A 24471-nucleotide genomic window follows, 5' to 3' on the forward strand; every position below is an offset into this window, starting at 1 on the left:
CGGCCCCGAGGAGCGGCCCCGAGGGGCGGTCGGCGGGGCATCGCCCCGGCGTCGCCCCGGCGTGGCCGCCCCGCCCCGATCACGGACGGGAGAGCGCTTGACGCCTCCCGCCGCCCCCGCTAGTCTGAAACTCGCCGATAGTAGTGCGAAAGCTTTCGCCAGGCGAAGTCACGATGCTGTGATGAGAAAGAGGTGAGACGCCGATGCCGAATCAGTCGGTGAACCCCGCATGACCGTCGACCAGGGCGCCGCCGGCGCCGCGTCGGTCGCACCTTCCGGGGCCTCGGCCACCGGGTCGGAGGCGCTGCCCCTGACGGGCGGCTCCGGCGCCGCTGCCGGATCGTCGGCCCCGCGGCCGGTCGCGAAGAAGGACACCTGGGCCCGCGCCCTGAAGAAGGACTGGCGGCTCTACACCTTCCTCATCCTCCCGATCGTCTTCCTCGGGATCTTCCGCTACCTGCCCATGGCCGGGAACATCATCGCGTTCCGCCGCTTCCGCCCCGGCGGCAGCATCTTCGGCGACGAATGGGTGGGCCTGCGGTACATCACGATGTTCATCACCGATGCGAAGTTCTGGGACGTCTTCCAGAACACGGTGATCCTCGGCCTGCTCACGCTCGTCATCTGCTTCCCGATGCCGATCGTCCTCGCGCTGCTGCTGAACGAGGTGCGCATCCGCTGGTTCAAGCGGATCGTGCAGACGGTCTCGTACCTTCCGCACTTCATGTCGATCGTCATCGTCGCGGGCATGGTCTTCCAGATCTTCTCCGTGCAGGGCACGATCAACCAGCTGACCGCTCTCCTCGGCGCCGATCCGATCAACTTCATGCAGAGCGCCGACTGGTTCCGCACCATCTACGTCGGCTCCGAGATCTGGCAGACCGTCGGCTGGGGCACGATCCTCTACCTGGCCGCGCTCACCACGATCGACGAGAGCCTCTACGAGGCCGCGAAGATCGACGGCGCGAACCGCTGGCAGCAGACCGTGCACATCACGCTGGTGGGCATCCGGCCCACGATGATCACGCTGCTGATCCTCAACATCGGCACGTTCATGTCGGTGGGCTTCGAGAAGGTCCTGCTGCTGTACAACCCGCTGACCTATCCGACCGCCGACGTCATCTCGACGTACCTGTACCGGATCGGCATCGAATCCAGCAACTTCAGCTACGCGACCGCGATCGGCCTGTTCGAGTCCATCATCGGGCTCACGCTGATCCTCTCCGCGAACGCCATTTCCAAGCGAGCAGTGGGGACGAGCCTGTGGTGACCACGACGATGACGACCGAGCAGACGGGCCCCAAGAGCCCGAACGGCCCCCAGGGCTCGACCGGACCCGCCGCCCCGCGCCGCGGGCGCACGGTGATCCGCGACAGCCTCGGCTACCGCACCTTCCGGGTCGCCAACACGATCGTGCTGATCCTGGTGATGGCGGTGACGCTGTACCCGTTCCTGAACGTCCTGGCGCAGTCCTTCAGCTCCGAGGGCTACATCGTGTCGGGGCAGGTGAACATCTTCCCCCGCGGCTTCAACTTCGACACCTACAAGGTCGTCATGGGCGATGCGATGTTCTGGACGAACTACCGCAACACCGTCGTCTACACCGTCGTCGGGACGATCATCGCGATGTTCCTGACCACGACCTTCGCCTATGCGCTCTCGAAGAGGCGGCTCAAGGGCCGCACCGTGTTCATCGGGATCGCCGTGTTCACGATGTTCTTCAACGGCGGCCTCATCCCCAACTACATCCTCATCAAGACGCTGGGGATGACCAACACCATCTGGGCGATCGTCCTGCCCGGTGCGATCAGCGTGTTCAACCTGCTGGTCATGAAGGCGTTCTTCGAGAACCTCCCCGAGGAGCTCGAGGAGTCGGCCTCGATGGACGGCCTGAACACCTACGGGATCTTCCTGCGGATCGTGCTGCCGCTGTCGAAGGCGGTCATCGCCACGATGATCCTCTTCTACGCCGTCGGCTTCTGGAACTCCTGGTTCCAGGCCTTCCTCTACATGGACAAGGCCGAGCTGTACCCGGTCACCGTCTACCTCCGCAACCTGATCGCCGGCGCCACCAACGCCGCGTCCGTCAGCGGCGGCGCCGGGGCCGAGGGCCTCGCGCAGGTCGCCGCGAACATCCAGGCGGTCACGATCGTCCTGACCGTCCTGCCGATCATCTGCCTCTACCCGTTCCTGCAGCGCTACTTCGTCTCCGGCGTCATGCTCGGCTCCGTCAAGGGCTGACGCCACCCCGGGGACCGGCCGACGGCGGCCGGATCCCCCTCGTGCGGTCGACGACGACCGTGCTCCTCGGGCCGTGCGCCCCACCAGAAAGGGTTTCCCATGAACATCTCCCGACGCAGCATCGTCGGCGCCCTCGCGATGGGCCTGACCGCCACCGGACTCGCCGCCTGCGGCGGAGGCGACGACGACTGGGGCGGCTCCGGCGGCTCCGGCGGCGACGAGCCGGTCTCGCTCGACGACAAGCGCGTCGGCGCGATGGACGACTACGAGGCCGGCACGACCTTCGTCGCCACCGAGCCCCTCGAGATCGACATGCTCTACCGCGACCACCCGTCCTACCCGCTGAACGAGGACTGGCTGCTGCTGAGCACGACGGAGTCGCGCAACAACGTCACCTTCGCGATGACGACCGCGCCGCTGAGCGACTACGACCAGCGCCGCAGCCTGCTCGTCGGCGCGGGCGACGCCCCCTCGGTCATGCCCGTGACCTACCCCGGCCAGGAGTCGCAGTACGTGGCCTCGGGCGCGATCCTCGCGGTCAGCGACTACACCGACCTCATGCCGAACTTCACCCAGAAGGTCGCCGACTGGGACCTGCAGGCCGAGATCGACTCCCTCCGCCAGGAGGACGGCAAGTTCTACATGCTCCCCGGCCTCCTGCAGTCCGCGCGCCCCGACTACACGGTCGCGATGCGCATGGACGTGCTCGAGGAGCTGGGTCTGTCGGAGCCCGCCAGCTGGGACGACTTCCGCGACGTCCTGCAGGGCATCAAGGACGCCAAGGGCGGCGACTACGTCTTCTCCGACCGCTGGACCGGCTCCGCGCTGCTGCAGCTGGCCGCCCCGACCTTCGGCACCACCGCCGGCTGGGGCCTCGGCGCGAGCATGTGGGACGAGGCCTCCGGGAAGTTCGTCTTCCCCGCCGCGACCGACGGCTACCGCCAGCTCGTCGAGTACTTCGCGGGCCTCGTCGCCGACGGCCTCATGGACCCCGAGTCCTTCACCCAGGACGACGACGCCGCGCATCAGAAGCTCGGCCAGGAGAAGTCCTTCGCGATCACCACCAACGGCCAGGAGATCGAGACCGGCCGCACCACGCTGAACACCACCCTCGGCGAGGGCAACTACGTGCTCAGCAAGATCCGTCAGCCCTCCGGCCCCGCCGGCGACATCTTCGGCAACCGCCGCATCCAGAGCGGCGTCATGTTCAACTCGAAGATCGTCGACAAGGACACCTTCGTCGCGATCATGCAGTGGGTCGACTGGCACTACTACTCCGACGAGGGCCTCGAGTTCGGCAAGTGGGGCGTCGAGGGCGAGACCTTCACGAAGGACGCCGACGGCGTGCGCACCCTCGCCGACGACGTCGACTGGCTGGGCCTGAACCCCGACGCCACGAAGGACCTCCGCGTCGACTTCGGCTTCATGAACGGCGTCTTCCTCCACGAGCACGGCTCCTCCGACGACCTCGTGCGCAGCCTGATCCCCGAGGAGGAGGTCGCCTGGATCGAGCGCATGGCCGACAAGGAGCTGGTCTCCCCGCCGCCGCCCGCCCCCATGAACGAGGACGAGCAGGAGCAGGCCGGCCTCTACCAGACCGCGCTCACCGACTACGCGAGCCAGAACACCCTCGCCTTCATCACCGGCCAGCGCGATCTCTCCGAGTGGGACACCTACGTGACCGAGCTCGAGGGCCAGAACATGACCACCTACATCGACCTGGTCAACGGCGCCTACGAGCGCTACCAGGAGACCAACGGCTGATCCTCGGATCGCCGTCGGGCATGATCGCCCCGTCGGGCCGGTTCCCCTCCGGTCCGACGGGGCGTCCTCCGTTCCCGGCGTCCTCCGTCACCGGCGGCCCCCGGCCTCCGGCGATCCCGCCTCCCTCGGCGTCCCCGCCCCGGCGACCCGCCGCATCCTGCAAGGAGCTCCCGACGATGAACGGTCCCACCCGCGACGACCGCAGCACGATGACGCGCCTGACCGAGGCGGTGCTCTGGCTGCTGGTGATCGGTGCGCTGCTGATCGTCACGACCCTCCCGACGACGCTCACGTGGATGCTGCTCGCGCAGGACGCGAGCAACATCCCGCTCTACGCCGTCTCCGCGCTCTTCGTGCCGCCCGCGCTGGCCGCCGCGCTGTTCGCCTGGAGCCGGCGCGCGGAGGACCTGGACCCGGTCCCCGCGAAGGTCTTCCTGCGCGGCTACCGCGTGAACCTGCGCGACGCCCTCGGCATCGGCGCCCCCGCCCTGCTGCTCCTGGCGATCCTGGCGACGAACGTGGTGGGCGGCTCCGCCGTCGGCACCGGGGCGCTGACGCCGCTGTTCGTGGTCCTCGCGGCGATCCTGCTGCTGGTCGCCGTGCGCGCCCTGTCGATCGCCTCGCGCCTCGGGTTCCGCCTGCGCGACCTCGCCCGGCTGTCCCTGTTCACGCTCCTGACGATGCCCCTGCGCACGCTCGCGCTGCTGTCCTTCGGCGTGCTGGTGGGGGGCATCAGCCTGTTCGTCGGCGACTACGCGGTCGCGCTGCTGGGCGCGCCCCTGAGCTTCGCCCTGTGGTGGTCCGAGCAGCCCGTCATCTCGCGCCTGCGGCGCGACTTCATCGAGGGCGCCGACGGCGCCGACGGCGCTGACGGCTCCGAGGGTGCCGACGGGAGCAGCGACTCCGACGGCTCGGGCAGGGCGGCCGACGGCGCCGCCAGCTGAGCCGCGCCCGCCCGTCGGGCTCTCGAAAGTTCTCGTTGTGCGAATGTAATGCGCGACGTGCGCACGCCCCGTCCTCCCGATCCGGGAGGGCGGGGCGTTCGTGCTGGTGGAAGCCCTTCGACGGCGGGCCGGCGCCGATTCGGACCGCACGTCGGATGCACTTGACCGTTGATCGATACAAAGCTACATTGTGGCCAGTCCTAAACATATCGAAAGATTTCGACCCAGGATTGGCGCAGGGCATCGTCGCCCGCCGCCGCGCTCGTCCCGGGAGCCGTGCACCCGCCGGCTCCCGTACCCCGAGGGCACGCCCCCGCCGCGCAGGACGCGGCGCCGGCGACGCCAGCAGCACTCGCAGCATCCGCAGCATTCGCACCGCGCGCAGCGTCCGCGCCACGCGCAGCGTCCGCACCGCACGCAGCACCCGCAGCATCCGGAGTCCCGCCCCCGCTGTCCCCGTCGCACCGTCCTCCGCTCCTGGAGGCCGGCGACGCCCACCCCCAGGAGATGACGATGACGACATCCACCCCCTTCACCCTGTCCCCGAGCCGCCGCGGCTTCGTCGGCCTCTCGGCCGCCGCCTTCGCGAGCGTCGCGCTGTCCGCCTGCGGCGGCGACGGCGGAGGCACCGAGGCCGCCGACGTCTCCTCGCAGAACGTCGGCGCCATGGAGGACTTCGCGGCCGACACGCAGTTCACCGCGACCGACGAGTTCACGCTCTCGATGCTGTGGACGGACTGGCCCGACGTCCCGATCGAGGACAGCTGGCGGATCTTCGACCTCATCAAGGAGCGCACGGGCGTCGAGCTCGCCCTGACCAACGTCCCCTTCAGCGACGCGACCGAGAAGCGGAACCTGCTGATCAGCGCCGGCGACGCTCCCGCCCTGATCCCGCTGGTCTACACCGGCGAGGAGTCACCCTTCGTGTCCTCCGGCGCCGTGGTGCCGCTGAGCGACTACGTCGAGCACATGCCCAACTTCCAGAAGTACGTGGAGGAGTGGGACCTCGGCGAGATGATCGAGAGCCTCAAGCAGGCCGACGGCAAGTACTACATGCTGCCGGGCCTGCAGGAGGTCTCCGTCCCCGTGTTCACGCTGGTCCTGCGCAAGGACGTCTTCGAGGACGTCGCCGGCGGCCTGCCCGACAGCTGGGACGACCTGAGGACGGCGCTCGGCGCGATCAAGGAGAAGTACCCCGACTCGACGCCGCTCGCGGACGGCTTCGAGTCGCAGTCGCTGCTCAACTACGCCTCCCACGCCTTCGGCACCCGCGCCGGCTGGGGCTTCGGCGGCGGCATCGTCGACGGCGAGGGCGACGGTCTGGCCTACGCCGCCGCGACCGAGGAGTACCGCCAGCTGGTCGACTACTTCCGCGGGCTCGTCGCCGACGGGCTCCTGGACCGCGAGTCCCTCACGGCCTCGAACGACGGCACCGGCGCCGCGAGCGTCAGCGAGAAGTTCGCGGCCGAGACCTGCTTCGCCGCCTCCGGCTCCTCGGGCACCGCGATCGAGTTCGCGCTGGCGCTGAACGAGACCGTCGGCGAGGGCGCCTTCGAGGTCTCCCTCGTGCCGCCGCCCTCCGGCCCCGCCGGCAGCCTGGTCGAGCCGCGCAACTTCTGGCACGGCTTCATGCTCAGCTCCTCGATCCTGGACTCGGAGAACTTCCTGGCCACCCTGCAGTTCGTGGACTGGCTCTACTACAGCCCCGACGCCCGCGAGATGCTCCGCTGGGGCGAGAAGGACGTGACCTACACGGTCGCCGACGACGGCACGATCTCGCTGCTCGACGGCTACTCGCTGAACGACTTCGACATCGACAAGGACGCCGGGACCGACATCAAGCAGGACCTCGGCTTCTCGACCTTCCCCGCGGAGTCCACCGAGTCCCGGGCCCTCAAGGAGTCCTACTCGACCGACGCGTTCGTCCAGTACATCGACGACGTCCTCACCCAGCGCACCCCGCGCGACCCCTTCCCGCCGGCGCCGCTGGACGAGTCCGAGCTCGAGCAGGCCTCGCTGCTGTCCACCCCGCTGAAGGACGCGGTCGACACCGCGACCCTGCAGTTCGTGATGGGGGAGCGCGACATGTCCGAGTGGGAGACCTTCCAGGGCGAGCTCGAGGCCGCCGGCCTCTCGCGCTACATGGAGCTCATGACCACCGCGCGCACGCGGTTCCTCGAGGCCAACGGATGATCCGCCGCGGACCAGGGGAGGAGGTGACGCCATGACCACGGCGACCGATGCGCCCGCCGGCCGCACGGGCCGACGGCGGGCCGCGGGACCGGCCGAGGCCGGCCGGACCGGGGCCGAGTCGACGTCGGCCGGTCGCTCCGGAGCCCGCCGCTCCGGGGCCGGACGGCCGACGCGGCGACCGGGCAGCTGGAAGCGGACGCTGCAGCGGGACTGGCCGCTGTACGCGCTCGCCGTCCTGCCGCTGGTGTTCCTCGCGATCTTCCGCTACATCCCGATGCTCGGGAACGTCATCGCGTTCCGACGCTTCCGCCCCGGCGGCAGCATCTTCGGCGAGGAATGGGTCGGGTTCTTCTACATCGAGATGTTCGTGAAGGACCCGGCGTTCTGGAACGTCTTCGCGAACACGGCGATCATCGGGGTCATGACCCTCGTGGTCTGCTTCCCGCTGCCGATCATCCTGGCGCTCATGCTCAACGAGGTGCGGCGCAAGCACTTCAAGAAGATCGTGCAGTCGATCTCCTACCTGCCGCACTTCCTGTCGGTCGTGATCGTCGTCGGCATGCTGTTCCAGCTGCTGAGCCTGCAGGGGACGGTCAACCAGATCGTCACCGTCTTCGGCGGGGATGCGATCCCGTTCCTGCAGCGGCCCGAATGGTTCCGCATCATCTATGTGGCCTCGGAGGCCTGGCAGACCGTCGGCTGGGGCACGATCCTCTATCTCGCCGCCCTCACCGCGGTCGACGACTCCCTCTACGAGGCGGCCCGGATCGACGGCGCGAACCGCTGGCAGCAGACCTGGCACGTCACGATCCCCGGGATCCGCCCGACGATGGTCACGCTGCTCATCCTCAACATCGGCTCGTTCCTCAACGTGGGCTTCGAGAAGGTGCTGCTGATGTACAACCCGATGACCTATTCGACCGGCGACGTCATCTCCACCTACCTGTACCGGGTGGGCCTGATGTCCAACAACCTCAGCTATGCCGCGGCCATCGGCCTGTTCCAGGCGATCATCGGATTCGCGATGGTGATGGCGGCGAACTTCATCTCGAGACGATTGGTGGGGACGAGCCTGTGGTGATCGACGCCATGCAACCCGACCTCGACGGTCCGGGAGCGGGGGCGGGCACGACGCCCGGCCGCGCCCCGGCGCCGCGACGGACCTCCCGCATCCGCGACTCGCGCTCCTATCGCGTGTTCACGGTCATCAACATGACGTGCCTGCTCCTGCTGTGCGCTCTCATGCTCTACCCGTTCATCACGCTGATCGCGCAGTCGTTCAGCTCGGCGGGCGCCATCAACGCCGGCAAGGTGAACCTGCTGCCGGTGGACTTCAACATCGAGACCTACAAGGCGGTCTCGCAGAACGGCGCCTTCTGGCGCAGCTACGGCAACACCGTCCTGTACACCGTCATCGGCACGTCCATCGCGATGGTGCTCACGACGATCTACGCGTTCGTCCTCTCGAAGCGGCATCTGCGCGGACGCGGGCTGCTGATCGGCATCGCCGTGTTCACGATGTTCTTCAACGGCGGCATCGTCCCGAACTACGTGCTCATCTCGACGCTCGGCATGAAGAACACGATGTGGTCGGTGATCCTGCCGCCCGCGCTGTCGGTGTTCAACCTGCTGGTGATGAAGGCGTTCTTCGAGAACCTCCCGACGGAGCTCGAGGAGGCCGCGCAGATCGACGGCCTGAGCTGGTTCGGGATCCTGTTCCGGGTCGTGCTGCCGCTGTCGAAGGCGGTCCTCGCGACGATGGTGCTGTTCTACTCGGTGCAGTACTGGAACGACTGGTTCGCCGCCTTCCTCTATCTGGATCGGAACGACCTGTTCCCGGTCACGCTCTTCCTGCGCAACCTCATCGCCGGAGCCTCGACCGCGACCTCCGAGGGCGCGGCCGCATCGGGCGCGAGCGTGACCTCCATCAGCGCGAACATCCAGTCCGTGACGATGATCCTCATCCTGATCCCGATCCTCTGCGTCTACCCCTTCGTGCAGCGCTACTTCGTCTCGGGCGTCATGCTCGGGTCGGTCAAGGGCTGACGCACCGACACCCCACCCCCTCTCCGGAAAGGACGGACGATGACGTCCCCCTCGCCCCAGAACCCCTCACCCCAGAACCCCTCGCCCCACGAGCAGTCCTCTCCCGAGCAGTCCTCTCGCCTGCGCGGCGTCGGCCGACGGGCGGTCCTCGCCGGGATCGGCGCGGCTCCCGCCCTCGCCGTCGGCGCCGCCCATGCGGACCCGAGCTCGGGGAGGTCCACCGCGCACTCCCGCATCGAGGTCGACGTGACGGCGACCCGCCAGGCCCTGCGGGGCATCGGCGGGATCACCTATGCGCAGTGGATCGGCGACCTCACCGCCGCCCAGCGCGAGACCGCCTTCGGGACGGGGGAGGACCAGCTGGGCATGTCCGTGCTGCGCGTCCCCGTCCCGCCGGACCGCGCCGACTGGGATGCGGACCTCGCGACCGCCCGACGGGCCCGCGAGCTGGGCGCGATCGTCTTCGCCTCCCCCTGGTACCCGCCGGAGGAGATGCGCGAGACCTTCCGCCGCGAGGAGCCCGTCGGCTCCGGGACCCCGCACCCCGCGGAGACCGGCACCGTCCTCACGGCCGCGCACGTCGAGCAGCGGGACGGGCAGGATGCCGCCGTGCTCGAGGGGGCCGGCTCCTCGGTCCGCTGGGACGTGCTCGGGATGGGCACGACGGGGGCGAAGCGGCTCACGATCCGCGTCCTCGCCGCGCAGTCCGGGGCCGCGCTGCGCATCCTCGCGAACGATGCGGAGGCCGTCGCGGAGCTGGTCCTCCCCGAGGGGACCTCCTGGGCGGAGGTCGAGGCCGACGTCCCCTTCGAGGCGGGGGACAACAGCCTCGAGCTGATCGCCCTCGGCGACGGCGAGATCGCGGTGGACGAGATCCGCATCCGCGGCATCCAGATCCAGGAGGACGCCTCCCGCCTGGCCCGCTCCTCCTACGCCGACTACGCCCGCCACCTCGCGGACTTCGTCGCGCACATGGAGGCCGGCGGCGCGCCCCTCGAGGCGATCTCGATCCAGAACGAGCCCGACTACGCGGAGGACTGGACCTGGTGGACGCCCGCGGAGATGATCGACTTCCTGCGCGATCACGCCGCCTCGATCCCGTGCCGCATCATCGCCCCGGAGTCCTTCCAGTACGTGAAGAGCACCTCGGATCCGATCATCGAGGATCCGGAGGCGTGGGCGCAGGTCGACGTGCTGGGCGCCCACCTCTACGGGACCCCGGCCGAGGAGCTCCCGTACCCGCTGTTCGAGCAGCACCGCGGCGACCGCGAGCTGTGGATGACGGAGGTCTACACCCCCAACAGCGAGCCCGACTCGAACGAGCGCTGGCCCGAGGCGCTGCAGGTGGGCGAGAGCATCCATGACGCCCTCGTGATCGGCGGCTTCCAGGCCTACGTGTGGTGGTACATCCGCCGCAACTACGGCCCGATCTCCGAGGACGGTACGATCAGCCGCCGCGGCCACGTCATGGGCCACTACTCCCGCGTCCTGCGGGCCGGCTCCCAGCGTCTCGCGCTCGAGTCCGAGGCGCCCGAGGGCGTGCGCGAGTCCGCCTATCTCGCCGCTGACGGCGCCGTCGTGATCGTCGCGATCAACGCGTCGGATGCCGAGGTCGCCCGGCCGTACCGGGTCCGCGGCACGAAGGTGCGCGGGGCGGAGTCCTGGCGGACCTCGGCCGACGAGCGCTCGGTGCGGCTCCCGGATGCGACGGTGCGCGGCGGGAAGCTCGAGGTGACGCTGCCGGCGCAGAGCATCACGACCTACGTCGTGCGCTGACGGGGCTGCGGCGCCTCATCCCCGAGGAGCCGCGAGATCGTCCGACGGCGAGCGGGGCGGGCCGGGCATCAGCCCGGCCCGCCCCGTCCCGTCTCGCCCCCGCTCTGCTCCGTCCTCAGGGGCGTCAGTGGATCCGGCGCCCGGTCTCGTCGGGGATTCCGGAGGCGCGGAAGAAGTAGCTGCGCAGCTGGTCGCGCCATTCCTCGGCGGAGCGCTCCTGCTCCTGGAGCAGCGCGTCGACGCGGGCGTGGACGGCGGCGGGCACCTTCCCGCGCAGCGTCTCCCACTGCGGGCGCAGGCCCAGCACCTGCTCGTAGCCGTCGGCCCGGGAGTCGTAGATGTGCTGGACGACGGTCTTCCCGCTGCGGAGGCGATGCGTGTACGGCACGTGGTGGAAGAACAGCAGGAGCTCGTCGGGGCAGGTCTCCGGGTCCTCGTAGAGCGAGGCCCAGGGCTCGGCGAACAGGCCGGCGAAGCCGGTGCCGGTCGCGACCGTGCGGTCCACGCCGATGCCGTCGCGGTCGGCGAAGTGGTAGGTGCCCCAGGGGGTGTACTCGTAGCCGTCGACGTCGGGCCCGTAGTGGTGGCCGGGACGGACCATGAAGCCGACGCCCAGCGGTGCCGTGTAGCTCTCGTAGAGCGCCCACGAGCCGTCCATCATCGCGTGCAGCACCTCGCTGACCTGCGGATCCGTGCCGAAGGTCGCGGTGATCCACTCGGCGAGCAGCGTGCTCGGCGCTGCCGACGGGTCCCAGGCCAGGCGTCCGAAGGCGTGCAGGTTCGCCTGGGCGAGGGGATGGCCCGTCCAGTGCTCGTCGGCGCCGACGTTCGAGACGGCGACCATGCCGCTGACGAGCTCCGCGACGGTCTCGCCGGCGCGGCCGAGGCGGAAGGACAGGTCGTGGCTCCAGGAGGGGGCGAGGTAGCAGATGTGCTTCTGCTGGCCGGTGTACTCCTGCGTCACCTGGAACTCGGCGGCGAGGCGCGTCGTCGGCATCGCGGCGAGCACGGGCGAGAGCGGCTCGCGGACCTGGAAGTCCATCGGACCGTGCTTGACCTGCAGCACGACGGCGTCGTCGAAGGTGCCGTCGAGCGGGGCGAAGTGGTCGTGCGCGGCGCGGGCGCGGTCGGTGGTGCGGTCGCGCCAGTCCTGCCGGTGGTCGTAGACGAACGCCCGCCAGAAGACCAGGCCGCCGTGGGGGCCGACGGCGTCCGCGAGCATGTTCGCCCCGTCGGCGTGCGTGCGGCCGTAGGCGAAGGGGCCGGGCTGGCCCTCGGAGTCGGCCTTCACCAGGAGCCCGCCGAAGTCGGGGATCGCCGTGTAGACGGCGTCGACGGTCGTGCGCCACCAGGCGCGCACTGTCGGATCCAGGGGGTCGGAGGTGTCGAGCCCGCCCAGCACCATCGGCGAGGCGAAGGACACCGCCAGGCACACGCGGATCCCCTGCGCGCGGAACACCTCGGCGAGCCGTGCGACGGAGCCGAGCCGCTCCGTCAGCAGCGTCGCCTCCCGCGCGTGCACGTTGACGTTGTTGATCGCGACGCGGTTGATGCCGACGGACGCCAGCAGCCGCGCGTAGTGCTCCACGCGCGTCAGGTCCTCCCGCAGCTCGCCGTCCTCGTAGAACAGGGAGCCGCCCGCGTATCCGCGCTCGACCTGTCCCATCACGGGATGGACCGTCATGTTGTCCCAGTGGTCGAGCATGCGGATCGCCTGCGCGGGCGCGTCCATGACCCAGCCGTCGGCGACCTGCTCGCCCGTCGCGTCGGGGCTGCGCAGCAGCACGGCGTAGAAGCCGTGCAGGAGGCCCGGGGCGCCGCCGCCGACGACCTCGAGCGCGCCGCCGGAGCGGCGGACCGCGAAGGCCTCCGGGCCCGCGCCGCACAGACGGCCGAGCAGCGCGGGATCGAGCCCCGCGGCCCGGGCGGAGGACAGATCGTCCAGGCGCAGCGAGTCGGCGACCGGGGCGTCCGACGGGCCGTCGCTCAGCGCGCGCAGGCGTGCGATCTCGGCGCGGACGGTCGCGACCGTCGCGACGGTCGCCGCGATCTCGATGCTGCGGGGGAGACGGGCGGCGGCGTGCTCGCCGAGCCAGGCGAGATCGCCGACAGCGGGATCGCTGACGGCGGGATCGCCGACGGGGAGAGGGGCGTCGGACGCGCTGGACGAGGGGGCGGAAGACATCGGGGCTCCTGAGGGCGGTGGTGCGGGCGGTGCAGGCGGTGCGGGAGGGGCGAGGGGCAGGGGCTGGGGCGGGGGCGGTGGCGAGAGGTCAGGGGGCGGGCGCTAGCGGGACGCGCTCGGCGAGCCAGGCGAGCTGCCGGCGCTGGTGGCGCGCTCCGCCGCCCTCATGGCCGTTGAAGGGGTAGACCTCGATCTCCCGGTCGTGCGAACGGTCGGCGAGGTGCGCATCGGCGCTCTCGCGGGCGAGCTCGCCGTAGCGGTTGTAGGCCGCGAACACCGTCGAGGGCGGGCAGGTGGTGTCGCGCAGGCCGACGGCGAAGTGCGCGGGGGCGGTCGCGCGCCGGCCCAGGTGCATGACGTCGACGTAGGAGAGGGTGCGCAGCACCTCCTCCTCGCGGCCGCGGTGCACGGCGAGGAAGCGGACGATCTCCTGGTAGGGCTCGGTGTCCACGAGGTCGATCGCCCGTCGGATGTGCGCGAGGAAGGGGACCGTCGTCAGGAGCGCGTCGACGTCGGGCACGAGGGAGGCCGCGGCGATCGCGAGACCGCCGCCCTGGCTGTTGCCGGCGGCGACGACCCGCCCGTCGGCCCCCGGCAGCGCGCGGGCGGCGTCGATCGCGCGGGCCGCATCGGTCAGCAGGCGCGTGAGGTACGCGGTGCGCGGGGACTCGATCCCGCGGGTCATGACGCCGGGCGCCGACGGCCCCGATCCGTGCGGATCGGGGGTGTCGCCGGGCGCGTGCATAGCGCCCTGGCCGCGGGAGTCCATCAGCAGGTGCGCGTAGCCGGCGGCGGGCCAGAGGATCCGCTCGTGGGGCTCGCCGCGCCCGCCGCCGTAGCCGATGTACTCGACGACGACGGGCAGCGGACCGGCGGCGCCCGCGGGCCGGTGGTACCAGGCGCGGATCGGGTCGCCGCCGTGGCCCGCGAAGGTGACATCCCAGGTGTCGATGAGGGTCATGCCGTCGGCGACGGGCTCCGCCGAGATCAGCACGGGATGCCGACGGGCGTCGGCGAGGGTCTCGTCCCAGAAGGCGTCGAGATCGTCCGGCTCATCGAGCGCCGGGCGGTGGTCGCGCAGCTGCGCGAGGGGCATGTCGAACAGGGCCACGGCCCGCCTCCACGGGGTCGGTCCGGCCTCGTGCGGGCCCGTCGGCGGCGGTCCCGGAGGGACGCCGGGCAGGGCCGAGACCGGAGGAGCGCCGGGCGCGGCACCGCCACCCCGCGACAACGTTTGAAAGTCGACAGAAACTTCCGTCGGAGTTCAGGCTAGAGTGGGACATGCAGTGCGGTCAAGGCGGACGACGCGGGGTACCCTGCTTCGAAAGATCTGCGCGATGAGGACCGCGCATCATGCCGTGCCGAGCGCGGTGGAGAGAACCGACGGCGACGTGAGCCGGCGGCGGAGAGAACCGCCGACGGATAGAGCCATGGGACGCGGCACCCCGCGGCCCCGAGAAGGGTGAGCACATGACCGAGGACGCACAGCGACGGGATCGCGTCACGCTCAAGGACGTCGCCGACAGGGCCGGCGTCTCCCTCGCCACCGCGTCCAAGGTGATGAACGCGCGGGCCGACGTGCGCGAGGAGACCCGTCGCTCGGTCTCCCGCATCGCCGAGGAGCTCGGCTACCAGCCCAAGCGCCGCGAGCCCGAGCGCCGCCCCGTCGCGATCCTCCGCTTCGACACCCTCACCAGCGCCTACGCCCTGCAGGTGCTCGAGGGCGCCGAGTCCGCGGCCCGCCGTGCCGGCATCGACCTGATGGTCGTCAGCGCCGACCGCGATGACGCCGACGGGGCGTCCGACGGCGGCATCACCCGTGCCTGGATGGCGGAGGTCGCCTCCCGCGGCGTCGAGGGCGTCATCGTCGTGACCAGCCCCGTCGGCTCCCAGCACGCCCGCTGGAGCCGCGACCTCTCGCTCCCGCTGATCGCGATCGACCCCGTCGCCGTCGGCCCCGACACCAAGGGCGTCGTCGCGATCTCCGCGACCAACTGGGAGGGCGGCTGGACCGCCGTCGAGCGGCTCCTCGAGCTCGGCCATCGCCGCATCGGCGTCCTCGCCGGCCCCGAGGAGTCCGTGCCCGCCCGCCAGCGCCTCCAGGGCTACATCTCCGCCCTCGCCCAGGCCGGCATCCCGGTCGACGACGAGCTCGTCCTCCACGGCGGCTTCGACTACGAGTCCGGCCAGGAGGCCGCCGAGCGGCTCCTGCGGCTCGAGGATCGGCCCACCGCCATCTTCGCCGTCGCGGACACCCTCGGCGTCGGCGCCCTCCGCGCCGCCCGCACCCTCGACATCGACGTCCCCCAGGACCTCAGCGTCATCAGCTTCGACGACACCATGGTCGCCCGCTGGACGTATCCGCAGCTCAGCGCCGTCCGCCAGCCCCTCTACTCGATGGGCCAGGTCGCCGTGGAGCGCCTGCTCGCGCTCTCCTCCGATCCGGGCCGCTTCGCCCATCCCTTCAAGCTCGAGACCCAGCTCATCGAGCGCGAGTCCACCGCCCCCGCCCCGGGCTGCACGGATCCCGCGGCCGCCGAGGGCTGAGTGCGAGCGCCGGCCCGGCGAGGCGTGAGCGCGAGCGCCGGCCGCCGAGGGCTGAGCGCGCATCTCGGGCTCAGCGCGGGCTCAGTGCGGGCTCAGCGCGGACAGGCGCAGGCGGAGAGCCAGCGGCTCCGCGCTCGAGACGGGGATCAGCAGCACGTCCCCGCCGGGCTCGTCGGTCGCCCCGAGGAAGGTGTAGGCCTCCCCGGGGTGGTAGAAGGCGCGGGAGCCGGGAGCGCCCGCGGCGGTGATCTCGAGAGCCTCCTCGTCGTTCGCATAGACGCAGCTCGCGCGCCCGACGAGGCCGGTGCGCCCGGCGATATCGGCGGACGAGGTCTCCTCGGGGGCCTCGTCGGGCGTGAGAGCGAGGATGCGCCGGCCGCGGTCGTCGGACTGCAGGACGGTGTCGGCGCGCCCGCCGTCGGCATTCCCGCTCCCGAAGCTTCCGCCGTCGAGCGCGAGGAGCAGGCAGAGCGGCGTCGTCGGCCCCTCGATGTCGACGCGCAGCGCGAGCTCGCCGGGACCGACCTCGACGCGCACCCTCGTGCGCAGGGAGACCTCGGCGGCGTCGCGACGGGAGAAGGCCATGGCCGCGGCGAAGCGGCCGTTGAACTCGAGGGCGTAGCGGCCCTCCGGATCATGGTCGGCCGGGGCGAGGGGCTGGTAGTAGCCGGCACCGACCTCCTCCTCGAACGCGACGACGAGACGCCCCGTGCTCGCCGGATCCGCGCTCGCCGGATCCGCGCTCGCCGGATCCGTGCTCGCCGGATCGGCGGCGGCGAGCAGCCGGGGTGCGCCGGGGCGCAGGGGGCCGAGATTGAAGAAGTCCCGGGAGAGCCGCAGGTCCTGGAGGCCGAGGGTCCTCCCGCGCAGCCGCGCGAGGGTGGGCCGGGTGGCCGCGCCGGAGACGACGCGGTCGAGCGTGTCGACGTCCCCGCCGCCGTGGAGGACGGCCGACGAGGCGCCGTGGTCGATGCGCACGAGCCCGGAGTCCGCGAGCTCGACGACCTCGGGGGAGCCGGGCGTGGGATCGGCGGCGGGGGAGGGGAGCGGGCCGAGCGCCGACGGGTCCTCGAGTGCCATCGCGGCGAACGTGAGGCGGGCGTCGGCATCGGCGCGATCCGCGGTGCGTCGGGCGGCGCGCGCGGTCAGCGGGTCGCCGGTGCGGGCGGCGTGGGCGCGGAAGAGCGGGTGCAGGGCGCCGCCGTCGAAGAGCGCGAACTGGTCCTGGCGTCGCGAGGCGAGGGTCTCGACGAGCCCGTCGGCGCCGGTCAGCTGCGCCTGGACGCGGGTGGCGCGGTCGGCGTCGTCGATCAGATCGGGGCGCTCGAGGATGCGTCCGAGCGCGAGCAGCGCCGGGACCGACACGTGCGCCGCATAGTTCGCGCTGCGCTCGGAGAACATGCCGTCGGCCTGCAGGTCGACGCCCTCGGCGAGCCACTGCAGGGCACGCTCGCGGACGGCCCGACGGACCGGATCGTCCGCCGCGAGGCCCTGGACGCCCTGCGCCTCCCACAGCCGGGTGAGCGCCGAGGCGATCTCCCAGCGATGGTTCGGGGTGTGCACGCCGCCGGTGACGAGCGCCGGCGTCACCGCCCGGAGGATCGCGTCCAGCGGGCCGACGAGCGCCGGGCCGACGAGCGCCGGGCCGACGGGCGCGGTGCCGCCCGTGGCCGGGCGTCCGAGCGCGACGCGGGCCCAGGCCAGGTCGTTGATCGTGAAGGCGGTGTCGGGCGGGGAGTCGACGTTGTCGCCGCCGCGGAAGGTCCCCGAGGGGCCCTGCAGGGCGGCCAGCCGCTCCAGCGCCGCGAGCGCCGCGGCCTGCGCGCCGTCGTCGGCCTCGACGAGCAGCAGCAGGACGGCGTCGCGGACGACGCGGCCGAGCTCGCGGTGCCCGCCGTGGTCGACGGCGCGTCGGGCGCGGTCCGGCAGCTCGCGCGCGAGCGAGGCCCGGTCTGCGGGGCCGACGGGCGCCGCGGGATCGACCCACGCTGCGGGATCGACGGGACCGGAGGGATCGGCGGGGGAGGGCATCGGGTCCCTTTCAGTCCTTCAGGCCGGAGTTGATGTCGGAGCTCATGATCTGGCGGCGGAACACGATGAACAGCGCGACCATCGGGAGCAGGGAGATCACGGAGGCGCCCAGCAGCACCGACCAGTCGATGTTCTCGGCGCCGACGATCGAGCGCAGCGCGATCTGCAGGGTGTACTTCTTCTGGTCGTTCAGGACGAGCAGGGGCCAGATGTAGTCGTTCCAGCGCCACTGGAAGGAGAAGATCGCGAGGACGACGAGGATCGGCTTGGCGATCGGGAGCATGAGCCGGAAGAAGATCCGGAACTCGCCGGCGCCGTCGATGCGGGCGGCCTCGAGGAGCTCGTCGGGCACCGTCCGGAAGAACTGGCGGAACATGAAGATGCCGGTCGCCGTGAGGATCGACGGGATGATGATGCCGGCCAGCGAGTTGTACAGCCCGAGGCCGAGGATGACGCTGAAGGTCGAGGGCATGATGACCTCGGTCGGCAGCATCGTCGTGGCGAGGATGCACAGGAAGAACACCTGAACCCAGCGGGCCCGGTACTTCGCCAGGGCGAAGCCCGTGCAGGCGCTGACCAGGACGGTCAGCACCGTCGTCACGACCGCGACGATCGCGGTGTTGAGGAAGTACTGGCGGAAGTCGAAGCGGGACCAGGCGGTGGTGTAGCCGTCGAGGGTCCAGTTCTCCGGGAGCAGCCGCAGGGGCCAGGTGAACAGCTCGCTGCCGGGCTTGAAGGAGCTCAGCAGGAACCAGGCGATGGGGATCAGGAAGGCGGCCGCGAGGATCCAGGTGATCGTCGTCGGCGCGATCCAGCGCAGGGACTTGGTCAATCGAGGTCACTCCTGTCGAAGCGCGTCTGGACCAGGGCGATCACCAGCAGGATCACCATGAGCACCATCGACGCGGCGCTCGCGTAGCCGATCTTGGACTGCTCGAAGCCGGTCTTGTAGATGTACTGCACGATCAGGACGTTCGAGGTGCCGGGGCCGCCGCCGTTGAGCGCCTGGATCATCGCGAACTCCTTCATCGCGCCGATCGTGCCGAGCAGGATCACCATGAACGACGTCGGACGCAGCAGCGGCCAGGTGACCCGCAGGAAGCGGGTGATCGGTCCGGCGCCGTCGAGGGACGCGGCCTCGAGATAGGAGGTCGGGATGTTCCGGATCGCGGCCATGAACAGCAGCATCGAGAAGGCGGTGCCGCCCCAGGAGCCCGCGAGGATCACGACGACGAGCGCGAGGTTCGGATCGGTCGCCCAGGCCACCGGGTTCAGCCCGGCGCTCGAGATCAGGTAGTTCACGAGCCCGAAGTTCTCGCCGAACAGCCAGCGGAACACGACGCCGGTGACGATCGGGGACACGAGCCAGGGGAAGAAGAAGATGACCTGCGCGAGCGCCGTCCCCTTCGTCTCCCGCGAGACCAGCAGCGCGCTGATCAGCAGCGTCACGCAGTAGCCGAAGGGCACGCAGATGATCGTGTAGACGACGGTGCGCAGCAGGCTCGCGTAGAAGTCGCCGTCGGCGAACAGCTTCGTGTAGTTCTCGACGCCCACGACCTCCGGCGTCCCGTAGCCGCGATAGTCCGTGAAGGAGTACAGCAGTCCGAGGCCCGCGGGGCCGACGAAGAACACCAGGAACAGGACGATCGCGGGGAGCAGGAACACCAGCGCCACGAGGTTCCGGCGCCGGCGCTCGCGCCGGGCATGGGGCCGACGGGCCCCGTCGCCCGGGCGCGGCGCCGGGGCGCTCGCGTCCGCCGCGACGGGGGCCGACGTCGGTGTCGTCGATGCGGGTGACACCGGCGATGCCGGTGAGGCGGGTGCTGCGGCGGCCATGGGTCAGGAGAGGCTCTCGTTGAGCGTCTCGAGCGCCTGGGTGACGACCTCGTCGGGCGTGAGGTCCCCGGCGATCGCCTGGACGGTGCCGTCGCGCAGCGGGTCGCCGTCGATCGGCGCCGCGGTCCCCGCGACCTGCAGCTGCAGCTCGCGGGCCTTGATCTCGCCGATGAAGGCGGGCGAGCCCGCGATCGCGGCGTTGTAGAGGTCGAAGTCCTCCTGGCGGTCGTCGTAGGCGATCTCGACGTCCTGGGTGGCGGGCAGGAAGCCGGAGATCCGCGACAGCTCGGCATAGTTCTCGGGCGTGTACAGCCACTTCACGAACTCGAGCGCCTGCTCCTCCTGGCCCGTGCCCTCGAAGACGACGACATAGGCGGCCGAGCCGAAGTTCGTCGCCTGCACGTCCTGCGCGGGCATCGGCACGGAGATCCACTCGAAGTCGGCGATGTTGGCGACGAAGTCCGCGATCTGCCAGGAGCCCGAGTAGTAGGCGGTGACCTGACCGGTCTTGAACATCGCGTTGGGGTCCTCCTCGGAGAGCCACACCGAGCGGGGCATCGTCGCGTCGTCGTTCATCGCGACGAAGCGCTCGATCGCCGGCGCGGTGGAGGAGTTCGCCTCGTAGCCGGAGAGGTCCTCGGACAGGGACAGGCCCTCGGAGCCGTTCTGGAAGAGGAAGGAGTTCAGGCGGTGGGAGCTGCGGTCCATCGTCAGCGAGAACTTCACGCCGGTGGCGTCGCGGACCTCCGCGGCCTTCTCGAGGAACTCATCCCATGTCCAGACCTGATCGTCGAAGCTCGTGGGGTAGGAGACGCCGGCCTGCTCCCACAGGTCCTTGTTGAGGAACATGCCGACGGCGGTGAGGTCGCTTGGCAGCGCCGGCACCTTCCCGTCGGCGTCCGCGGCGTACATGCCCTCGATGGGCTTGACCTCGGCGGCGATGTCGGCGAGGTCGGCGGTGCGGTCCAGCCACACCGGGTCCACGGAGGGCATCCGGGCGAGCGCCGGCAGGTCGTTCGCCTTCGAGGCGTTGGAGACCTTGGTGCCCAGATCGTCATAGGGCACGTCGACGATCTCGACCTCGATCCCGGTCTCCTCCTGGTACTTCTTCGCCATCGCGGCGTAGCCGCCGCCCTGGTTGGCGTCGCCCGAGAGGATGAACTGGAGCGGTGCGTCGGAGGAGCCCGACGAGCCGGAGCCGCCCGATCCGCAGGCGGCGAGGGCGGGGACGGCCGCGGCCGCCGCGCTCGCGGCCAGCAGCGTGCGGCGGCTCAGGGAACGGGGGCCCGGGCCGGACGCCGGGCCGGAGCCCAGGCCGTTCCCGAGGGCGGACAGGGGACTGCGGCGGTTCTGCGCGGACATCGGATCCTCCTGGGTGCACGCGCATCGTTGCGCGGCCTCGGCTCCTCCGCTCAGCGGAGGGAGCAGGACAAGTGAGATACATGGTCCTGACAAAGAGGGTCGTTTGTCAACCGCTTTCCGCGACAAGACCTCCGACCAGTCGGGGGCGGCATCCCCGAAGAGGATGCCGCCCCCGCGCGTCGGCCGGACGATGCCGGAGCGGCGCTGCCGGACCGATGTCGGCGGACCGGCGCTGCCGGACCGGCACTGCCGGACCGCTCAGTCCAGCGGCAGCTGCTCGGCGAGCCAGCCCACCTGGATCTGGTGCTGCAGGGCGGCGCCGCCCTCGTGATTGTTGTAGGGGTAGACCTCGATCTGCTTCTCCGGGGCGGCGTCGGTGGCGCCCGCCCAGTGGTTGAAGGCCGCGAAGACGGTCGAGGGCGGGCAGGTCATGTCGCGCAGCGCGGCCGAGAACAGGGCCGGGGCGGTCGCGCGGCGGGCGTGGTGGACCGCGTCGAGATAGCGCAGCGTGTTCTCGACCTCCGCCTCGCGCCCGCGGTTGACCGCGAGGTAGCGGACGATCTCCTGGTAGGGATCGCAGTCGGTGATGTCGATCGACCGCCGGATCTGGCACAGGAAGGGCACGTTCGCCATGGCGGCGTCGACGTCGGGGACGAGGCCCGCGGCGGCGATCGTCAGGCCGCCGCCCTGGCTGTTGCCCGTGACGGCGACGCGGCCGTCGAAGCCCGGCAGGGCGCGGGCGGCGTCGACGGCGCGGGCCGAATCGATCATCAGGCGCGTCAGGTACGAGGTCTCGGGGGACTCGATGCCGCGGGTCATGGAGCCCGGGGCCGCGGGGCCGGAGCCGACGGGGTCGGGGGTGTCGCCGCCGGAGCCCCAGCCGGAGCCCTGGCCGCGGGTGTCCATGACGAGGTGGGCATAGCCCGCGACGGGCCACACCAGGTGCTCGAGGGGGAGGCTGCGGCCGCCGCCGTAGCCGATGTACTCCACGACCGTCGGCAGCTCGCCCGTGACGCCCGCGGGGCGCAGGTACCAGGCGCGGATGGGGGCGCCGTCGTGCCCGGAGAAGGTGACGTCCCAGGTGTCGACCGTGCGCAGGCCGGTCTCGACGGGGGTCATGTCCAGGACGGTCTCGAAGGTGCGGGCGCGCTCGAGCGTCCCGGACCAGAAGGCGTCGAGATCGGTGGGCTCGTCGAGCTCGGGGAGGTAGGTGCGGAGCTCGGCGAGGGGCAGGTCGAACAGGGCCATGGGCGGGCCTTTCTGCGGAAGCAGCGGTGGGTGGAAGGGCCGGATCGGAGAGGCGGGAGCGGATCGGAGAGGCAGGAGCGGATCGGCGGGAGAGGCGCAGCGGTGAGCGCATTCCCCGCAGGACGATAGCGGGGCCGGCCCGTCGAGGACGGACCGGCCCTGCCGATGGACGGCCGCCGCGCAGGGCGACCCGGGCCCGTCGGACCCGGATCCCCCGCGCGCGGCGACCCGCCGGGATCAGGCGCCGCGGACGGCGGCGAGGACCTCGGAGCCCGCACGGGCGTAGAGGCCCAGCGAGTGCACGTCGTAGGAGCGGGCGACGTAGCGGCCGGACTCGCCGGCGTCGACGGTCTCGCCGTCCAGCAGGTGCACCCACTGCCCGGCGGGCAGGTAGACGTCCACCGAGCCGTCGGCCCGGAAGACCGGGGCGACGACGACGTCGGCGCCCAGCATGTACTGGGTGTCGAGGGTGCGGGCCGCCGGATCCTCCGGGAACTGCATGACCATCGGGCGCATGACGGGCGCACCGGTGCGGGTGGTCTCCGCGGAGGCCTCCAGCAGGTACGGCATGAGCTTCTGCTTGAGCTCGGTGAACTCGCGCATCACGTCGACGGCCTCGTCGTCGAACAGCCACGGCACCCGGTAGGAGTTCGAGCCGTGCAGGCGCGAGTGCGAGCTGAGCAGGCCGAAGGCGACCCAGCGCTTGAACAGCGTCGGATCCGGCGTGCCCTCGAAGCCGCCGATGTCATGGCTCCAGTAGCCGAAGCCGGAGGAGACCAGCGACAGGCCGCCGCGCAGGGACTGCGCCATCGCGACGTAGGTGGACTCGCAGTCGCCGCCCCAGTGGATCGGGAAGCGCTGGCCGCCGGCCGTCGCCGAGCGGGCGAAGAGGACGGCCTCGCCCTCGCCGCGGCGCTCCTCGAGCAGCTCGAAGACGACCTGGTTGTACTGCTGGGTGTAGAAGTTGTGCTCCCGCAGCGGATCCGAGCCGTCGTGCCAGACGACGCCCTCGGTGGGGATGCGCTCGCCGAAGTCGGTCTTGAAGGCGTCGACGCCGTCGTCCAGCAGGACGCCCAGCTTCTCCTGGAACCAGGCGCAGGCCTCGGGGTTCGTGAAGTCGACCAGGGCCATGCCGGCCTGCCACAGGTCGGTCTGCCAGATCGAGCCGTCGGTCTTCTTCAGCAGGTAGCCCTTCTCGGCGCCCTCGGCGAACAGCACCGAGCGCTCGGCGATGTACGGGTTGATCCACACGCACACCTTCAGGCCGCGCTCGTGGAGCTTGGCGAGGAGGCCGCGGGGGTCCGGGAAGGTGCTCGGATCCCAGGTGAAGTCCGACCAGTGGAAGCCGCGCATCCAGAAGCAGTCGAAGTGGAAGACGCTCAGCGGGATGCCCCGCTCGGACATGCCGTCGACGAAGGACAGCACCGTGTCCTCGTCGTACTCGGTCGTGAAGGAGGTCGACAGCCACAGGCCGTAGGACCACTCCGGCAGCGCCGGCGGACGGCCCGAGCGGGCGGTGTAGCGGTCGAGGACCTCGAGGGGCGTGCCGCCGCCGTACACCTCGTAGCGCAGGCGCTCGCCGGGCACGGAGAACTGCGTCGCCGAGACGTTCTCGGAGCCGACCTCGAAGGAGACCGGTCCGGCATCGTCCACGAGCACGCCGTAGCCCTTCGAGGACAGGTAGAACGGGACGTTCTTGTAGGCCTGCTCGGAGTTGGTGCCGCCGTCGGCGTTCCAGATGTCGACGCTCTGGCCGTTCTTGACGAAGGCGCCGAAGCGCTCGCCGAGGCCGTAGATCTGCTCGCCGACGCCGAGCTCGAGCTGCTCGTGGACGTAGGGGCCCTCGCCCTCGACCTGCGCGTAGCCGATGGAGCGGGCGCTGGAGCTCGTCAGCAGCGTCCCGTCCCACAGGTAGTCGACGTGCCAGGGGCCCTCGAGGGCGATGCGGGCGGTGAGGCGGCCGGAGACGAAGGAGATCGTCGAGCCGTCCTCGGCCTTTTCGATGACGGGCGCGGCGGCCTCGTCGGCGGTCAGGTCGAAGCGGGGGGTCGGCTCCACGGTGCCGGCCCAGTGCTCGATCCTGACGGCGATGACGTCCTCGCGGGGCGCGCTGAACGCGACGGAGATGACCGGCGTGTTCAGGGTGTCGCCGCGGGACTCGATGCGCTTGACCGGGGCGTGGACGACGAGCTCGCCGTCGCGCTCCTGGTAGTCGTGGACGCCGGCCGGACGGAGCATCGTGACCCCGTCGCGGATCAGCCAGTAGCCGTTGGTGAACTTCACAGTGACCTCCTGGGT

General features: G+C 71.0%; 17 protein-coding genes. 9 read left to right on the top strand and 8 right to left on the bottom strand.

What is annotated here, in order from left to right:
- Positions 1-229 precede the first annotated feature (229 nt).
- The 8 genes from ACXET9_RS07865 (at position 230) to ACXET9_RS07900 (ending at position 10964) form a co-directional block, all read left to right on the top strand.
- Positions 230-1270 (top strand): ABC transporter permease, encoded by a 1041-nt coding sequence (locus ACXET9_RS07865; protein ID WP_457885961.1) that lies wholly within the window; start codon positions 230-232, stop codon positions 1268-1270.
- Complete coding sequence (locus tag ACXET9_RS07870) at positions 1264-2241, top strand: carbohydrate ABC transporter permease (protein WP_457885962.1); 978 nt, start codon at positions 1264-1266, stop codon at positions 2239-2241. The genes ACXET9_RS07865 and ACXET9_RS07870 overlap by 7 nt, the downstream gene beginning before the upstream one ends.
- A gap of 99 nt (positions 2242-2340) precedes the next feature.
- Entirely contained in the window at positions 2341-4005 is a 1665-nt protein-coding gene (locus tag ACXET9_RS07875) for an ABC transporter substrate-binding protein (protein WP_457885963.1), read from the top strand.
- Positions 4006-4181: 176 nt separating this feature from the next.
- Positions 4182-4949, top strand: coding sequence for a DUF624 domain-containing protein (locus ACXET9_RS07880; RefSeq protein ID WP_457885964.1), 768 nt, complete (start codon positions 4182-4184; stop codon positions 4947-4949).
- A 513-nt stretch (positions 4950-5462) separates the two neighbouring features.
- Positions 5463-7142 (top strand): ABC transporter substrate-binding protein, encoded by a 1680-nt coding sequence (locus ACXET9_RS07885; protein ID WP_457885965.1) that lies wholly within the window; start codon positions 5463-5465, stop codon positions 7140-7142.
- Between the two features lie 31 nt (positions 7143-7173).
- A complete protein-coding gene (locus tag ACXET9_RS07890; RefSeq protein ID WP_457885966.1) occupies positions 7174-8223 on the top strand; it encodes an ABC transporter permease in 1050 nt (349 codons plus the stop codon).
- 131 nt (positions 8224-8354) lie between these two features.
- Positions 8355-9188 carry a carbohydrate ABC transporter permease gene (locus ACXET9_RS07895; RefSeq protein ID WP_457886278.1) on the top strand — a complete coding sequence of 278 codons (834 nt, stop codon included), beginning with the start codon at positions 8355-8357 and terminating at the stop codon, positions 9186-9188.
- A gap of 39 nt (positions 9189-9227) precedes the next feature.
- Positions 9228-10964 (top strand): glycoside hydrolase family 30 beta sandwich domain-containing protein, encoded by a 1737-nt coding sequence (locus ACXET9_RS07900; protein ID WP_457885967.1) that lies wholly within the window; start codon positions 9228-9230, stop codon positions 10962-10964.
- Positions 10965-11088: 124 nt separating this feature from the next.
- Here the strand turns inward: ACXET9_RS07900 and ACXET9_RS07905 are convergent, their stop codons facing one another.
- Both ACXET9_RS07905 and ACXET9_RS07910 read right to left on the bottom strand, forming a co-directional pair.
- A complete protein-coding gene (locus ACXET9_RS07905) occupies positions 11089-13149 on the bottom strand; it encodes an alpha-glucuronidase (protein ID WP_457885968.1) in 2061 nt (686 codons plus the stop codon).
- Between the two features lie 88 nt (positions 13150-13237).
- Positions 13238-14260, bottom strand: a complete 1023-nt coding sequence (locus ACXET9_RS07910) for an acetylxylan esterase (RefSeq protein ID WP_457885969.1) — start codon at positions 14258-14260, stop codon at positions 13238-13240.
- 359 nt (positions 14261-14619) lie between these two features.
- Between ACXET9_RS07910 and ACXET9_RS07915 the strand changes: the two genes are divergently transcribed.
- Positions 14620-15696 carry a LacI family DNA-binding transcriptional regulator gene (locus ACXET9_RS07915; RefSeq protein ID WP_457885970.1) on the top strand — a complete coding sequence of 359 codons (1077 nt, stop codon included), beginning with the start codon at positions 14620-14622 and terminating at the stop codon, positions 15694-15696.
- A gap of 81 nt (positions 15697-15777) precedes the next feature.
- On the opposite strand, the gene ACXET9_RS07920 is transcribed toward ACXET9_RS07915, so the two are convergent.
- The 6 genes from ACXET9_RS07920 to yicI all read right to left on the bottom strand — a co-directional run bounded on the left by ACXET9_RS07920 (position 15778) and on the right by yicI (position 24456).
- Positions 15778-17727, bottom strand: a complete 1950-nt coding sequence (locus tag ACXET9_RS07920; protein WP_457885971.1) for a hypothetical protein — start codon at positions 17725-17727, stop codon at positions 15778-15780.
- A gap of 10 nt (positions 17728-17737) precedes the next feature.
- Complete coding sequence (locus tag ACXET9_RS07925; RefSeq protein ID WP_457885972.1) at positions 17738-18559, bottom strand: carbohydrate ABC transporter permease; 822 nt, start codon at positions 18557-18559, stop codon at positions 17738-17740.
- Complete coding sequence (locus ACXET9_RS07930) at positions 18556-19527, bottom strand: carbohydrate ABC transporter permease (protein WP_457885973.1); 972 nt, start codon at positions 19525-19527, stop codon at positions 18556-18558. The genes ACXET9_RS07925 and ACXET9_RS07930 overlap by 4 nt, the downstream gene beginning before the upstream one ends.
- Positions 19528-19566: 39 nt before the next feature.
- Positions 19567-20925 (bottom strand): ABC transporter substrate-binding protein, encoded by a 1359-nt coding sequence (locus ACXET9_RS07935; RefSeq protein WP_457885975.1) that lies wholly within the window; start codon positions 20923-20925, stop codon positions 19567-19569.
- A 258-nt stretch (positions 20926-21183) separates the two neighbouring features.
- A complete protein-coding gene (locus tag ACXET9_RS07940) occupies positions 21184-22173 on the bottom strand; it encodes an acetylxylan esterase (RefSeq protein WP_457885976.1) in 990 nt (329 codons plus the stop codon).
- A 237-nt stretch (positions 22174-22410) separates the two neighbouring features.
- Entirely contained in the window at positions 22411-24456 is a 2046-nt protein-coding gene (yicI, locus tag ACXET9_RS07945; RefSeq protein WP_457885977.1) for an alpha-xylosidase, read from the bottom strand.
- Positions 24457-24471: the final 15 nt, after the last annotated feature.

It is taken from the genome of Brachybacterium netajii (SeqCode), from assembly GCF_054114245.1.